General features: G+C 67.4%; 16 protein-coding genes. 9 read left to right on the forward strand and 7 right to left on the reverse strand.

What is annotated here, in order from left to right; translation table 11 throughout:
• Positions 1-110: 110 nt before the first annotated feature.
• Positions 111-281, reverse strand: a complete 171-nt coding sequence (locus VH571_RS11645) for a CsbD family protein (RefSeq protein WP_123940423.1) — start codon at positions 279-281, stop codon at positions 111-113.
• A gap of 238 nt (positions 282-519) precedes the next feature.
• Here VH571_RS11645 and VH571_RS11650 point away from each other — a divergent pair, with 238 nt between their 5' ends.
• On the forward strand, positions 520-999 hold the full coding sequence (locus VH571_RS11650; RefSeq protein WP_423264712.1) for a nucleoside deaminase: 480 nt from the start codon (positions 520-522) through the stop codon (positions 997-999).
• Positions 1,000-1,014: 15 nt separating this feature from the next.
• Here the strand turns inward: VH571_RS11650 and VH571_RS11655 are convergent, their stop codons facing one another.
• Positions 1,015-1,413, reverse strand: a complete 399-nt coding sequence (locus VH571_RS11655; protein WP_423264713.1) for a hypothetical protein — start codon at positions 1,411-1,413, stop codon at positions 1,015-1,017.
• A 353-nt stretch (positions 1,414-1,766) separates the two neighbouring features.
• Positions 1,767-2,486, reverse strand: coding sequence for a TetR/AcrR family transcriptional regulator (locus VH571_RS11660; RefSeq protein ID WP_423264714.1), 720 nt, complete (start codon positions 2,484-2,486; stop codon positions 1,767-1,769).
• A 91-nt stretch (positions 2,487-2,577) separates the two neighbouring features.
• On the opposite strand from VH571_RS11660, the gene VH571_RS11665 reads away from it, so the two are divergent.
• Positions 2,578-3,438, forward strand: a complete 861-nt coding sequence (locus tag VH571_RS11665) for an NAD(P)H-binding protein (RefSeq protein WP_423264715.1) — start codon at positions 2,578-2,580, stop codon at positions 3,436-3,438.
• Positions 3,439-3,565: 127 nt separating this feature from the next.
• Here VH571_RS11665 and VH571_RS11670 read toward each other — a convergent pair whose 3' ends face one another.
• Positions 3,566-3,940, reverse strand: a complete 375-nt coding sequence (locus tag VH571_RS11670; RefSeq protein WP_423264716.1) for a hypothetical protein — start codon at positions 3,938-3,940, stop codon at positions 3,566-3,568.
• A gap of 441 nt (positions 3,941-4,381) precedes the next feature.
• Between VH571_RS11670 and VH571_RS11675 the strand changes: the two genes are divergently transcribed.
• The 6 genes from VH571_RS11675 to VH571_RS11700 are packed head-to-tail and all read left to right on the forward strand — an operon-like array spanning position 4,382 to position 10,505.
• Positions 4,382-4,756: a hypothetical protein gene (locus VH571_RS11675; RefSeq protein WP_423264717.1), complete on the forward strand. Its 375-nt coding sequence runs from the start codon at positions 4,382-4,384 to the stop codon at positions 4,754-4,756.
• A gap of 58 nt (positions 4,757-4,814) precedes the next feature.
• Positions 4,815-5,777, forward strand: a complete 963-nt coding sequence (locus VH571_RS11680; protein WP_423264718.1) for an ATP-binding cassette domain-containing protein — start codon at positions 4,815-4,817, stop codon at positions 5,775-5,777.
• Between the two features lie 14 nt (positions 5,778-5,791).
• Positions 5,792-6,511, forward strand: a complete 720-nt coding sequence (locus VH571_RS11685) for a hypothetical protein (protein WP_423264719.1) — start codon at positions 5,792-5,794, stop codon at positions 6,509-6,511.
• A complete protein-coding gene (locus VH571_RS11690) occupies positions 6,508-6,765 on the forward strand; it encodes a hypothetical protein (protein ID WP_423264720.1) in 258 nt (85 codons plus the stop codon). The genes VH571_RS11685 and VH571_RS11690 overlap by 4 nt, the downstream gene beginning before the upstream one ends.
• Before the next feature lie 51 nt (positions 6,766-6,816).
• Positions 6,817-7,704, forward strand: coding sequence for an FAD binding domain-containing protein (locus VH571_RS11695; protein ID WP_423264721.1), 888 nt, complete (start codon positions 6,817-6,819; stop codon positions 7,702-7,704).
• The gene (locus tag VH571_RS11700; RefSeq protein ID WP_423264723.1) at positions 7,701-10,505 is read left to right on the forward strand and encodes a molybdopterin-dependent oxidoreductase; all 2,805 of its coding nucleotides are present in this window, start codon (positions 7,701-7,703) and stop codon (positions 10,503-10,505) included. The genes VH571_RS11695 and VH571_RS11700 overlap by 4 nt, the downstream gene beginning before the upstream one ends.
• Before the next feature lie 134 nt (positions 10,506-10,639).
• On the opposite strand, the gene VH571_RS11705 is transcribed toward VH571_RS11700, so the two are convergent.
• The 3 genes from VH571_RS11705 to VH571_RS11715 form a co-directional block, all read right to left on the reverse strand.
• On the reverse strand, positions 10,640-10,978 hold the full coding sequence (locus tag VH571_RS11705; RefSeq protein ID WP_423264724.1) for a DUF86 domain-containing protein: 339 nt from the start codon (positions 10,976-10,978) through the stop codon (positions 10,640-10,642).
• A complete protein-coding gene (locus VH571_RS11710) occupies positions 10,975-11,448 on the reverse strand; it encodes a nucleotidyltransferase family protein (RefSeq protein ID WP_423264725.1) in 474 nt (157 codons plus the stop codon). Before VH571_RS11710 ends, VH571_RS11705 begins: the two co-directional genes overlap by 4 nt.
• 170 nt (positions 11,449-11,618) lie before the next feature.
• Positions 11,619-12,671: an XdhC family protein gene (locus VH571_RS11715; RefSeq protein ID WP_423264726.1), complete on the reverse strand. Its 1,053-nt coding sequence runs from the start codon at positions 12,669-12,671 to the stop codon at positions 11,619-11,621.
• A 185-nt stretch (positions 12,672-12,856) separates the two neighbouring features.
• Between VH571_RS11715 and VH571_RS11720 the strand changes: the two genes are divergently transcribed.
• Positions 12,857-14,182 carry an amidohydrolase family protein gene (locus tag VH571_RS11720; RefSeq protein ID WP_423264727.1) on the forward strand — a complete coding sequence of 442 codons (1,326 nt, stop codon included), beginning with the start codon at positions 12,857-12,859 and terminating at the stop codon, positions 14,180-14,182.
• Positions 14,183-14,283: the final 101 nt, after the last annotated feature.

The following is a 14,283-nucleotide window of genomic DNA, read 5'->3' on the forward strand; positions in this document are numbered from 1 at the left end:
GGCGCGTCGGATTGGCCGTTCCGCGTCGCATAGCGCGGCGTCGCGCCCTCGCGCAACGCCACGACCCCCGCCACCTCGAGAGGTGACGGGGGTCGTGTCGTAATGCGTCGTTACTTGAGGTTGTCCTTGACGTCCTCGGTCTTCTTGCGCGCCTCGCCCATGGCCTGGTCTTTCTGGCCCTGGTGCTTCAGCTCGTCGTCGTCGGTCTTCTTGCCGACGAACTCCTCAGCGTGGCCGGCGGCCTTCTGAATGACATCTTTTGCCTTGTCTCCAATGGACATGACGTTCCCTTCTCAACACCTCGCGCCGGGAATCCCCGACTTTCGGCAGATGGTAGGCGCGACCCCTTCACCGATGCTCAGGTGGCGCGGAAATCGACGCGAATCGGCCATTCCGACGCGGCGCGCCAGGTCGGATTGGCCGATCCTCGTCGGTTAGCGGCGGCCCGACACCTCCTCGCCGCGCTCGTCCCCCGAATCCTCGGCACCGGGCCAGCCGCCGAAGAGCACGCTCGGAGTCATGACCGATCGCGACGACACCTTCACCGCCCTGACCGTCCAACGAGCTCAGGAGAACGTCGACCAGGGCGGCAAGCCGTTCGCCTGCCTGCTCGTCCGCGACGGGGAGGTCGTGGTCGAGGCGCAGAATCACGTCGCTCAGACCGGCGATCCCACCGCGCACGCCGAGATCCGCGCCATCCGGATGGCCGCCGAACAGGGCATCACCGACCTCCGCGGCTTCGACGCCTACGTCACCGCCTACCCGTGCCCGATGTGTCTCGGCGCCCTCTATTACGCCCAGCCCGACCGCGTGATCTACGCGGTCTCGCGCGAGGAAGAGGCCGAGCACTACGAAGACGGCAACCGTCTCATGAGCCTGGGCACGTTCTACGACGAATACACCAAGAGCATCGAGAATCGATCACTGCCCGCTGAGCAGGGACAGGTCGCGAACGCGACGGCCCCCTTCGCCGACTGGACCGCCAAGCACTCCTCCTGAGCGAACCGACGCGAATCAGGCTTTGCTAAGGCACTCTTTGCGAAACCTGCGGGGCAGTCGATGATCAAGGAGACAGCCGCCGCCGACGCCAAGTACTACGGCGAGCAGAGGCCCGAGCCAGAATGCCAGCGTGCCTGGTTCAGGGCCCACCCGTTGCGACGCGTAGAGGGCCGATTGGCCGATGACGAGTGCCGCCGCCACGATGACCATTAGAGCTGCTAGACGATGACCCGGGGAGTAGGCCTGCCCCCGGGTGAATGACGCAGCGTACTCATTTGCCGCTCCGACAAGCTGCTCGGCGCTCATGCCCGTACGGATGGATTCGCGGTAGGTCTCGCAGAGAACCAGGGCGATCTCATTTTCAGGGAGCCTTCTCGAACGCAGGGCGACAGCGAGATTTCTGTAGTAGGTCATCGTCGATCAGCTTCCGTCCGGGGCCCCGACATCTGGGGGCAGGCCTGCGCGCGTCTTCACCAGTTTCATCACGGATGTAAGAAATGTCAATTATGCGTTGACGCGCAAGATGTGCAACAGTGCATCCGGCGCACAAAAAAGTCGCCTCCCCTCGGGCGCGGGTCCAGCCCAACCGCAATGAAGCGAAAGAGCGCAATGACGATCAATGGCTGGCACCCAACGAAACGAGTATCGGCCTGGGTCCGGCACTGTGTTCCCTCGCGCTCTGGACAGTCGCGCCAATGGCCGCGGGATTCGCGAGACAGCTTCGCAAAGAGGTCAAATAGGGGCGAGAGCAGCCACGGACGCGAGGGTTACCCCTCCGACGCCGCGATCGCCCGATCCAGCCACTCGACCATGAGCAGGCGCTCCGACGAGCTCAGGCCCGCCAGCGTCGGCGCCATCGCGCGGAAGGCGACCGCGGTCGGCAGCGCTTCCCCATCGGCGACGACCGGAGCATCGGTGAGGATCTGTGCGAGAACACCGTCCAGCACGGCGTCGGCAAGCCGGGGGTCGCGTTCTTCCGGCGGTGTCGCCAAGACAGTCGTGATCAACCCGACCCCGGCGACCTGAAACAGCTCGACGGCCCGGCGCTCAGAGACTTTCAGCCTGCCGACAACCGCCACCCGGTGCATGCGCGCCTCGAGCACAGCCTTGCCCGAGCGTGCCGCCGGGGAGGTCACCACCCGATCCGGGTCGCTCAACAACCGGAACAGAGTGGGGTTGCTCAGCCCGAACTCGACCTGCGCCTGCCAGCCGGCTCGGAGATCGACAACCGGGTCAACGCGTGCGGCCTCGGCCTCCTCGACGATCGCCGCCTTGGTCGTCACGTAGGCGGCCATGACGTGCTCGGCGACGGCTTCGAGCAGTCCGTCTTTGTCACCGAAGAGGCGGTAGATCGCGGGCGCCTGCACGCCCGCCTCCTGCGCGACGCCCCGGGTGGTCAGCGCACCTGGGCCCCGCTCGCGAAGCAGCCGGGCAGCGGCGTCGATGATGCGCTCGCGGGTGTCGGCCGGGATCCTGATGTCGGTCACGTATCGACGATAACGCATCCTTGCTAACGCTTTGATTCCCTTGATAGCCTGTAATTGATTCCATCGATATCACCTACTCGAAAGGCCCACCATGATCATCGTCACCGGCGCCACCGGCGCTCTGAACGGCGCCACCCTCGACCACCTCCTCCTCGCCCGACCCGCTTCCGAGCTCGTCGTCGTGGCTCGCGATACGGCGAAGGCCGCGCGCTTCGCCGAGCAGGGCGTCGAGATCAGACAGGGGGACTACTCCGATCCGGCATCCCTCCCGGCAGCATTCGAAGGCGCGGACCAGCTCCTGCTCGTGTCGTCGAGCGACCCGCAGGCGGATGCCGTGCAGCTGCACCGATCGGCCATTGAGGCGGCCGTGTTGGCGGGCGTCGGCCGGATCCTCTACACGAGTCACCAGGGCGCCGCGGCCGACACACCCTTCGGCCCTGGGCGCGACCACTTCGCCACCGAGCAGCTTCTCGCCGAGTCGGGCGTGGCCTGGACCTCCCTGCGAAATGGTTTCTACGCCCACAGCCTCGCCTGGTTCCTCGGCGACTGGCGCGAGACCGGCGTCATCTCGGTTCCGGCAGACGGGCCCGTGTCGTGGACCGCCCGGGAGGATGCCGCGGAGGCCGCCGCCCGGATCCTGCTCTCCGAAGGCGCCTACGACGGCCCGACGACGGTGACCGCCCCCGCTGCACCGACATTCACCGACGTCGCATCCATCGCCGCCGAGGTCGCCGGCCGTCCGGTCGAGACCCGGGTGCTCGGAGAGAACGCGTGGATCGCCGCCCAGGTCGCATCGGGCCAGCCGGAGTTCATGGCGCACTTCTTGCTGGGCATGTATCAGGCGGCGGCCGGCGGCTATTTCGCCGGAACCGACCCCCTTCTCGGCGAACTACTGGGTCGCGCGCCCCGCAGTGTGCGCGATCTGCTCGAGACTTCCGCTGCACAGCACTGAAACCCAAGGATCCGGCAATCCTCCCCGCCGAAGCGACGCCAATCGGCCAAGGTCACAGCGCCGCGGCGCGCGACGTCGGCCGATTCGCGTCGCCTCAGCAGAGCCGGGCCGCGACCCTCAGGACGCGCTAGGCGAAGTGGCCCGCGAGGACTCTGGGTTCAGCGGCGGCTGCCGGATCCTTGGCTACCGGGCTCGACTCGGCCCGCTGCTCGACCGTGCGGACGAGCGCCTCGACGACATCGTGGTCGCTCGCGACAACGCGGGTGGGCGACATGCGCGCGTGACCGTGGCTCAGGCTGATGCGGCCGATGTGCCAGACCTCGTTCATGTACCAAGCGGCCGAGAGGGTCTCGGCTCCGCTCGAGACGGTGATGACACGACGGGCACTGCCCCAGCGGGCAGCCTCGGCGCGGCCGACCGTCAGGATGGTCGACTGCAGATGAGGGGCCTCACGGAACAGCGCGTGAATGATTCGGGCGGATCGGGTTCGGGAACTGACCATGTCAGATGCCTCTTTCTTCGGTGGCCGCGGGTACGGCCACCACTCGTCACCGGGTGCATCCTGAGGCGATTCGGGCGCCTCCGGAAGGGGTGTTCACGCCGGTGATGAATGCAACTGTAGGTGTCCCCCTTCTGGCGGACTAACCGTTGCTCACCCCCATTCCAGGGGGCACGGTTCCGCGGGCGTGTGCGAAGCGACGCGGATCGGCCATTTCGACGCGGCGCGCCGGGTCGGAATGGCCGATTTGCGTCGGGCGAGATGTCCAATGTTAGACGTATGACATACTACTTTTCATCTCGACTCCCATGGTGGAGCCCGAGGCCCGCCTCGCCAGTTGCAGCTGGTTCGGCGCACCACCCCTAGAGGGCCTGGGGGTGGATATCGGAAGTCAGTGAAATGCAAAATAATACTACCCGGAAAGCATGGAGATACAAGGCCGGGGTGACACTTGTATTGGTGGCACCCTCACTGCTGGGGATCGGAGCCGCATCGTCGGCCTCCGCAAGCACCCTGGCACCTGCTTCATCCGCGGCCTCGTATCTGGGTTCTAAGAGCCAGGTGCTGCCTCCCACCCCAACGGAGGCGCCGACACCCACGCAATCGGCGTCGCCCCAGGCTCCGGGAGAAACTCGCGGACGTTTCGACGCGATCATCCGCATCATCAAAGGCATTCCGGGTGCATGGTCAAAATTCGTGGCCGGCGTAAAAAAGGCCTACTCGTGGTTCGTCAAGTACGTCTGGAAGCCACTCGTGGCCGCAGTCAACTGGCTCGGAACGATCGTTGGAGCTTGGGATATCTGGAACCACTTCCACTGATAGAAGTCGGGGGCGCCTGACAGGCSCCCCCGACCCCACTCCTGGTGAAGGGAACTGCATGCGAAACGCCGTGCTCCACCAACCGTCAGCGAAGTTGTCCGTGCAGGGGCTGACCAAAACTTATCGAGGCAAAACTGCAGTCCATGCGGCCTCTTTCGACTGCGCAGGCGGCACCATCACAGGGTTTGTCGGCCCCAACGGGTCAGGTAAATCCACAACGCTGAGGATGATTCTCGGTCATACGAGAGCCGACGCCGGGCAGGCCTATTTCGATGGCGTCCCCTACGTCGACCTCCATAATCCCGGTCGCACCGTCGGTGTTCTCTTGGACGCCTCGGCTCACCATGACGGCCGTACGGTGCGCGAGACTCTGCGGCTCGCCGCTCTCACTATCGGGGTAAGCAAGGCTCGAACACGGGCCTGTCAAACAGCAGTCGGCCTCGAGTCAGTCGGGAACAAGAGGGTGGGTTCTCTCTCACTGGGCATGCGCCAGCGACTTGGAATCGCCGTCGCGACTCTTGGGGCGCCGCGATTTTTGATCCTGGACGAGCCTGCGAACGGACTCGACCCCGAGGGCATCCGGTGGCTCCGCCAACTCCTGAATTCGTTCGCCGCAACGGGCGGGACGGCCCTCGTGTCGAGTCACCAGTTGGCGGAACTAGAAATGGTTGCTGACAAACTCATCGTCATCGATCGTGGCCGGGCGCGAGAACAAGAGGCCCGGGCCTTCCACCCCGCGCATGAGTCAGTTGTCTCGACCGAAAACGACGTCCTCTTCCGCGAGCGCCTCACGTCGCGAGGCATCAACGCGCACGCGAACACCGATCACACCGCTCTTCTCGTGGAGGCTGCGCCAGACATCGTCGGTCGAATCGCACGGGATTCGACTATCGCGATCGAGAGCCTTACCTCTGCTCCCCTTCAAACCCTCGAGGACTTCTTCTTGGAGACCACGTCGGGTGAGCATGCGGCTGGCGACGATTCCGCGCTCTTCGATCTGCTTGGGCGGCCCAAACAATGACCTGGCTACCGCGCTTGACCTACATAGAGCTACGCAAGTGCGTCGACACCAAGTCGGCGCTGGTGCTGCTCGCAGTCATCTTCGTTCTCGCAGCAGGCTTCGCAGTTCTTGCGTCAACCGGAGAACCGGACCTCAACAGCTTCGTGGGGTCCGCACTCATACCTCTGCCGTTTCTCTTGCCTGTTATTTCAGCTCTCTCGGCTACCAGCGATTGGAGCCAACGGGCCACCGTAACGACCTTCTCCCTGGTACCGCGCAGGAGCAGAATCCTCGTCGCACGCTTGACGGCGACCGTCCTGCTCGTCCTGCTGCTGGCAAGCGCCATCGTCGTGACTACGATGGCAATCTTTGTCGTAATGCACCCGGCGGCGTTCCAGGCGACAGACTGGGCCGAATTCGCCAAAACCCTCTGGTCGATTCTCGTCTTGGCCATCACAGCCGCCCTCACGGGTGTCGCAATGGGGTACCTCCTCCTGATACCCGCACTCGCTATTTCAGTGACACTTCTTGTGCCGGTCGCGTACGACGTCTTCATCTCGTTGCGTTTTCCTGACGTCGGCCCGTGGATTTCGAGTTTGGCGTTTAGCCAGTGGCTGCTAAAGCCCAACCTCGATTGGGAATCCTCCGGACTCGAGACAGTCGGCATCGGCCCTGCCCTTTCGTCCCTCCTCCTCTGGACCGTTCTTCCGCTCGCAGCGGGTTGGGTCCGCCAGTTGCGAAAAGAAGTGAAATGAAAGCCAGCACCACGCGCCGCCGACGCCTCGACTCCGTCCACCTGCGATGCGCGGCGGCGTTCGCCCTCGCCACCCTGTCGCTCGTTCTCGTAAGCATCGGCACGACACTCTCGCTGGTGCCGCTGGCCGTCGGAGTCTTCCTTCTGACCTTTGGAAAGAGCATTAACAACCGGAATGCTCCGCCGATCACGTTCCTCGTACTACTGCCAATCATCGGAATCATCGTGTGGATCCTCATAGCCCGCGCGACCTGACGCAAACCACCCGCACCGGCCCGTTGCAACGCGCCCGAAACAAAGGTGATGTTGACTGAGCAAACAATGGACTTGATCGACGTTCACGAGATCCGGGTGGCCCGAACCCGCGACGGCATCGTGCTGGGCGAGAGCGTCCGACCGCTCGGCGGCGGCACCTGGCTGTTCTCCGAACCACAGCCGCCCGAGCACACCGGCTTCGTCGACCTGACCGCCCTCGGCTGGACCCCGATCGAGACCACCGCCGACCACCTCGTCGTGGCGGCGACGTGCACGATCCGTGAGCTGACCGACTTCGCGCTCGACCCCGAGTGGCCGGCGCAGCAGCTCTTCCGGCAGTGCGCCGAGTCGCTGCTCATGAGCTTCAAGATCTGGAACCTCGCCACCGTCGGCGGCAACGTCGCGACAGCGCTGCCGGCCGGGGCGATGACGTCGCTGCTGGCAGGGCTCGGGGCGCGCGCGGTGATCTGGGGGGCCGAGGGGCGGGAGCGCAGGATCCTGGTCTCCGACCTCGTGACCGGCGTCCGGGCCACCGATCTGTCGCTCGACGAGGTGATCCGCTCGTTCGAGATCCCGCTGGCTTCACTCCGATCGAGGACGGCGTTCCGGCGCATCTCGATGTCGAACCTCGGCCGCTCGGCCGCCGTGGTGATCGGACGGGTCGACGCCACCGGCGAGTGCGTGATCACGGTGACGGCGGCGACACCCCGGCCCGTGCAGCTGCGCTTCGACTCGGTGCCCGAGGCGGGCGAACTGAGCGACGCGCTGAGCCGGTATTCCGACTGGTACTCGGACCCGCATGGCGCGCCCGATTGGCGACGCGCGGTGTCGATGCGCTTCGCGGAGGAGATCCGGGCGGAGCTGAGCGCCGACACGGACAGCAGCACCGGCACGTGGAGCAGCGTCAGCACAGACACCCACACAGGAAGCGACGCATGAAGTTCGAGGTCAACGGCGAAGAGCTCGACGCCACCGTGCTCCCGGGCCAGGTGCTGCGAACGGTGCTGCGCGAAAACGAGCACTACGAGGTCAAGAAGGGCTGCGACGCCGGAGACTGCGGCGCGTGCTCGGTGCTCGTTGACGATCAGCCGGTGCACTCCTGCATCTATCCGGCCCATCGGCTCGAGGGCAAGCACGTAACCACCGTCGCCGGTTTGGGCAGCCCGGAGCACCCGCACCCGATGCAGCAGCGTTTCTCGGATGCGGCGGGCCTGCAGTGCGGCTTCTGCACGGCCGGCATGGTCGTCACCGCATCGACGTTCACCGACGAGCAGATCGCCGACGGCACCGACCTGCCCCGCCTCCTCAAGGGCAATCTGTGCCGCTGCACGGGCTACCGCGCGATCCGTGATGCGATCTGCGGCGTGACGAACACCGAGGTGGCGCCCGCCGGAGACTCGGCCGGGCGGTCGACCAAGGCTCCCGCCGGCATGCGCGTCGTGACGGGGCGAGAGCAGTACACGCTCGACTTCACGACCCCCACGAAGACCCTGCACCTCGCGGTGCTGAAGAGCCCGCACTCGCACGCCCGCATCACGTCGATCGACACGACCGCCGCCGAGGCGATGGAGGGCGTGCACGTCGTCTTCACGCACCGCGACTCCCCCGCGACGCTGTTCTCGACCGGCCGCCACGAGAACCGCACCGACGACCCCGACGACACACTCGTGCTCGACCCGGTGCTGCGGTTCCGTGGGCAGCGAGTCGCGGCAGTCGTCGCCGACACAGTGCGCCAGGCGGAGCTCGCCCTCGCTGCGGTCGTCGTCGAGTACGAGGTGCTGCCCGCCGTCTTCGACCCCGCGCTCGCCAGGGAACCCGGTGCACCGCTCGTGCACGGGGAGAAGGGCCCCGAGTCGCGCATCTCCGACCCGTCGCGCAACGTCGTTGCCCAGATGCACGGCGAGACCGGCGACGTCGATGCCGCCCTGGCCACGAGCGCCGCGACGGTGGAAGGCACCTGGCAGACGCAGCGCATCACGCACGCGGCCCTCGAGACGCACGCCACCCGCGGCTGGATCGACGACGACGGCCGCCTCGTGCTGCGCACCAGCACCCAGGTGCCGTTCCTCGTGCGCGACGAGATCTGCCACATCTTCGGCCTGCCGACCGACCGGGTGCGCGTGTTCGCCGCGCGGGTCGGCGGCGGCTTCGGCGGCAAGCAGGAGCTGCTCACCGAAGACCTCGTCACAATGGCCGTGCTTCGCACCGGGCGCTCGGTGCAGTACGAATTCACGCGCGAAGACGAGTTCACGATCGCCCCGCCGCGGCATCCGATGCGCGTCGGAGTGAAGGTCGGAGCGACGGCGGGCGGGATCCTGACCGCTCTGGCCGTCGACGAGCTGATGGACACCGGCGCGTACGGCAACCACGGCATCGGCGTGATGTTCCACAGCGTGCACGAATCGATCTCGGTCTATCGGGCCCCCAACAAGCGGGTCGACGCCGAGAGCGTCTACACGAACAACCTGCCGTCGGGGGCGTTCCGTGGCTATGGGCTCGGCCAGGTGATCTTCGCCGTCGAGTCGGCCCTCGACGAGCTCGCTCGCAAGCTCGACATCGACCCGTTCGAGCTGCGGCGCCGCAACGTCGTCGTTCCCGGCGATCACATGACAGTCGTCGACCCGAACGAAGAGAGCGACCTCCTCTTCGGCAGCTATGGACTCGACCAGTGCCTCGACCTGGTGCAGAACGCCCTCGCCGGGCCGCCTCCCGCCGACTCGGGCTCGCTCATCGGGGCCACTCCCGTGCCGACCGGCGACCAGTGGGCGTTCGGCACCGGCATGGCGATGGCCATGATCGCCACGATGCCGCCCCGCGGCCATTTCGCCGACACCACCGTCGCCCTGAATGCCGACGGAACGTACACGATCGGCGTCGGCACGGCCGAGTTCGGCAACGGCACCACGACCGTGCACGGCCAGCTCACTGCGACCGTGCTCGGCACCACGCCCGACCGCATCGTGATCGAGCAGTCCGACACGGATGTCGCCCGCTACGACACCGGGGCGTTCGGCTCGGCCGGAGTGGTCGTCGCCGGCAAGGCTCTCTATGCCGCCGCGCAGAAACTCAAGATCGCCATGATCGCGAGGGCACAGGCCATCGTGACGGGTGTCGGAGACCCGGCGCAGGATCCCGGCGTCCCCGTCTCGACCGACCTGGGGCTCGTGGACGTCGCTCTCACCCCCGACGGCGTGCTCATGCCGGCCGGAGCGTGGGGCCCCGGCCGCCTCGTCTCCGCCGCCGAGCTCCTTGCCCACGGAGAACTCCGCGCCGATGGTAGCCACGACGGCACCCCGCGGTCGGTCGCGTTCAATGTGCACGGCTTCAGCGTTGCGGTCGACCGGAACACCGGTGAGGTGCGGATCCTGCGCTCCGTTCAGGCGGCCGATGCCGGAACGGTGCTCAACCCCGAGCAGCTGCGCGGCCAGGTCGAGGGCGGCACGGCGCAGGCCATCGGCACGGCGCTCTACGAGGAGATGATGCTCGACGGGGCGGGCCAGGTGACGACGACGGGGTTCCGCAACTACAGAACGCCGAAGTTCAGCGACCTGCCCGTAACCGAGGTGCTGTTCGCGGCGACGCACGACGACCTCGGGCCGCTCGGGGCGAAGAGCATGAGCGAGGCGCCGTACAACCCGGTGGCCCCGGCGCTGGCGAACGCCGTGCGAGACGCGATCGGGGTGCGGCCTCACGAGCTGCCGATGTCGCGCGATCGGCTGTGGCGGTTGCTGCAGGCGTAGCTGCGTGCGGCTGGTCGCTGCTGCTGCAGGTCGTCGCCGCTCGCCGCTGGCGAAGTGACGCGAATCGGCCAAAGTGACGCGGCGCGGCGGGTCAGGTTGGCCGATTCGCGTCGGTTCACCCGCGGGTTACTCGCTCAGGAAGCGCGAAGTGCGGACGCGACCTCGCGGAGACGCGGAAAGCTGACAGCAACGGTGTTCCACAGAGCTACGGAATCGATCCGGTCGTAGTGGTGGACCACGAAGTCGCGATTGCGGGCAGCCTGCGACCAGATGGGATGGGAGAACCGCTCAGGATCCGCCGCACAAAGCCGCTTGGAGAGATCGCCGATGCGGTTCGCGAGCGCCTCGAATGCGAGCGGGAGCGCGGGATCCTCGTCGAAAGAACCTGACCCCCGAGCGACGAGATCGGCCGCCAGAGCGAGAACTGCGTCGAGGTCGTCGAGCCACTGATCGATCCGGTCGAGATCTCTCACGCGGTCGCCCGCCAGAGTGCGATTGAGCCCTCCACGAGAGCCGTGTCTCGGTCGACCAGCGACCGCCGAGAAATCACGTCGACGGACCGATCGAACACGGCCTCGAGATCGGTCTCGAATTGGACGAGGTCGAAAAGGGTGGCGTGGTCATCGGGGTCGACGAGCAGATCGATGTCGCTCTCGGCGGTTTCTTCGCCTCGGGCGACAGAACCGAAGACAGCCACGGCAGAGATGTGATTGAGGTCAGCCAGTCGACGCAGGAGTGGAATCTTTCTCGTGACGACATCGAGTAGCGGCGCGGCCGGTGGAGCCGTCGGCCTCCACACGAAGTCGGCGTACGACATAAGCACGGCCTCGGGCTTGCGATGCGCACCCATCACGACAGGCGGCGTCGCCGGGTCGGCGCGGAAAGCGGCAACAGATTTGGACAGGCCGGCACGTGCTTCGGCGAGTGGGGTAACCATCGTCATGAGATAAGTGTACAGAAAGTTGTACACGTTTTGTCTTTGCCGGCGAGGTGCCGCGAATCGGCCAATGTGACGCGCCTCGGCGGGTCAGTTCGGCCGATCCGCGTCAGGTTGCACGGGCGCCCGCATGACAGGCGCGCGAGATGGCGCGATCTACAGGCCCGACGCCCGATTCACGCAGACTCGGCCATCTCGAGGCCGAGCCGCGGGCGCCGGTGAATCGCCCCGCGCGTGGTCGCGAGCGACGCCGCCGACGCACCCGTGCGAGCGGCTAGAACCTCGGCCAGGATCGAGATCGCCGTCTCCTCCGGCGTCGAGGCCCCGAGATCGAGCCCGATGGGCGACCGCAGCCGCGCCAGCACCGACTCGGGCACTCCCCGTTCGCGCAGGGACGCCATTCGGCGCTCGTGCGTGCGGCGCGAGCCCATCGCTCCGACGTAGAACGCGGGCGACTCCAGTGCGAGTTCGATGGCGAGGGCGTCGAATCGCGCGTCGTGCGACAGGATGCAGACGACCGACCGCTCGTCGAGGGCCAGCGTCGGCAGCACCCGCTGCGGCCAGCCGACCACCACGTCGGCGCCCGGGAACCGGTCGGCCGTCGTGAACAGAGCACGAGGATCCGTCACGGTCACCCGGTACCCCAGCACCCGCGCGGCAGTGGCGAGAGCCGTCGAGAACTCCATCGCGCCGACGATCACGAAGTGCGCGGGTGCGGCCTGCACCTCGTAGAACACCTCGATGCGCGTTCCGTCGCAGTCGAGCTCGGCGAGCCCGGAGCCGCCGACAGCCACGCGGGCGGCGAGTTCGGCCTCGATGCGCGACTGCCAGCCGGCAGGAACGCGGCCTGACACGACGAGAGCCGCACCCGCGGTACGTCCGGCCGCAGCGGCACGCAGCTGTGGCACGACTGGGTGGTGGGAGTCGAGGCGTTCGAGTCGGATCCTGAGCTGGCCTCCGCAGGTGAGACCGACACTGAGCGCCGTCTCGTCGTCGACGCCGTACTCGACCGTGCGCGGCAGGCCATCGGAGAGCACGAGCTCGGCCTCGGCGACGACCGCGGCCTCGACGCATCCGCCCGCGATGGAGCCGATCACGCTCTCGCCGTCGAAGGCCATCGACGTGCCGACCGTGCGCGGGGCGCTGCCCTCGATCGAGACGGCGGTGGCGATCGCGAGGGTGCGGCCCGCGTCGAGCGCTGCCAGCAGGCGGTCGGCGATCTCGAACATGCCTCAAGGGTCGCACGCCGGGGTTTCGCGCGGGTTACGCCCGGCCCGTCTTGCAAATTCGAAGGAGATCCTGCCGCGCGACAACGAGAACATCAGGATCCGGCGGGGTCGACTTCGCGTTTCTCCTTCGAATTTGCAGAGGGGCGCGTTACACACTCGACACACGCACCTGCAACGATGCGGGCATGCTCAGAGTCACCGGCGCCACCACCCTCCTCGTCGACGAATCCACCGAGATCGAGGGTGGCGAGGTGCTCCTCGATCGCGGCGTCGTCGTGGATCAAACGGCCGCCGGCGAGGCGAACCCGCACTCCGGCGAGGACGAACTCCTCGACGCAACCGACGCGATCATCACGCCCGGGCTCGTCAACGCCCACCACCACCTGCTGCAGAGCGCCTTCCGCACCCTGCCCGGCACGAGGGGTGTGCCCATGTCGGCATGGCTTCCCGCGATGGCCGCCTCGTATGCTGCCGCGGGCATAGATGCGTCGCTGCTCGAGGCGAGCGCCGCTGTCGGGGTGGCCGAGGGGCTTCTGAATGGCGTGACGACCGTCGCCGATCACCACCTCAACTGGCCCGCCGACACGTCGGTCGCCGATCGAACCGCCATCGCGCGGGCGACCGCCGATGCCGCCGCCAGGCTCGGCGGGCGGCTCGTGTTCGTGCGCGGATCGGCGCGCGATGCTCCCGAGGACGCCGCGGAGTCGGCCGAGGCCATCGTCCAGGCCCTCGTGCCCGGGGCGATCGGAGGGGTGCGCGCCGACGGACTGCTGCAGGTCGCAGTCGGCCCGGCCGGTGTGCACAGCGACAGCCGCGAGACCTTCGAGCTGATCGGCGAGGTCGCCGCCCGCCACGGACTCCGACGTCGCACCCAGGCCAACGAGCAGGTCGACACCGCCATCGCCCTCGAGCGCTACGGGCGCCGACCGCTCGACCTCCTCGAAGAGTGGGGCTGGCTCGCCGACGACGTGACGATCGCCCACCTCTGCGACGTGACCCCCGCCGAGATCGCCCGACTCGCGGCGGCGGGTGTCACGGCGACACATGCCCCCGGCTGCGACCTCCCCATGGGCTGGGGCATCTCGCCCGTGCATGCCCTGCGCGAAGCCGGCGTCACGGTCGGCCTGGGCACGAGCGGCGGCGGATCGAACGACGCCGGACACCTCCTCGCCGACGCACGTCTCGCGATGCAGGTGGCGCCGCTGGTCGGCCCGGCGCTCAGCGCCCGAACGGTGCTCGGCATGGCGATGGCCGGCGGCGCCGCGGGGCTGGGGCGTCCCGAGCTCGGGCACCTGCGGCCCGGCGCAGCAGCTGACCTCTGCGTGTGGGACGTCGCGGGCGTCGCGGACGCGGGAATCGCCGACCCGGTGGCCGGGCTGCTGTGGGCGTCACCCGGGCGGCGGCCGCGGCACGTGGTGGTCGGCGGGCGGGTCGTCGTGCGCGACTACGAGCTGGTCGAAGCGGACGAGCGAGAGCTGGTAGCAGCGGTGCGGGAGCGGGTCGGGCGGTAGCGCTTGCGGCCGAGGGACCTGGGCGATGTCGCGGATCCTGCGCACATTTGAGAGCAAAACCGCCGTCGGACCGAGTCCGGAGGCGGTGAGCTGCGCAAATC

Source organism: Frondihabitans sp. 4ASC-45, assembly GCF_049472575.1.
GTDB lineage: Bacteria > Actinomycetota > Actinomycetes > Actinomycetales > Microbacteriaceae > Frondihabitans.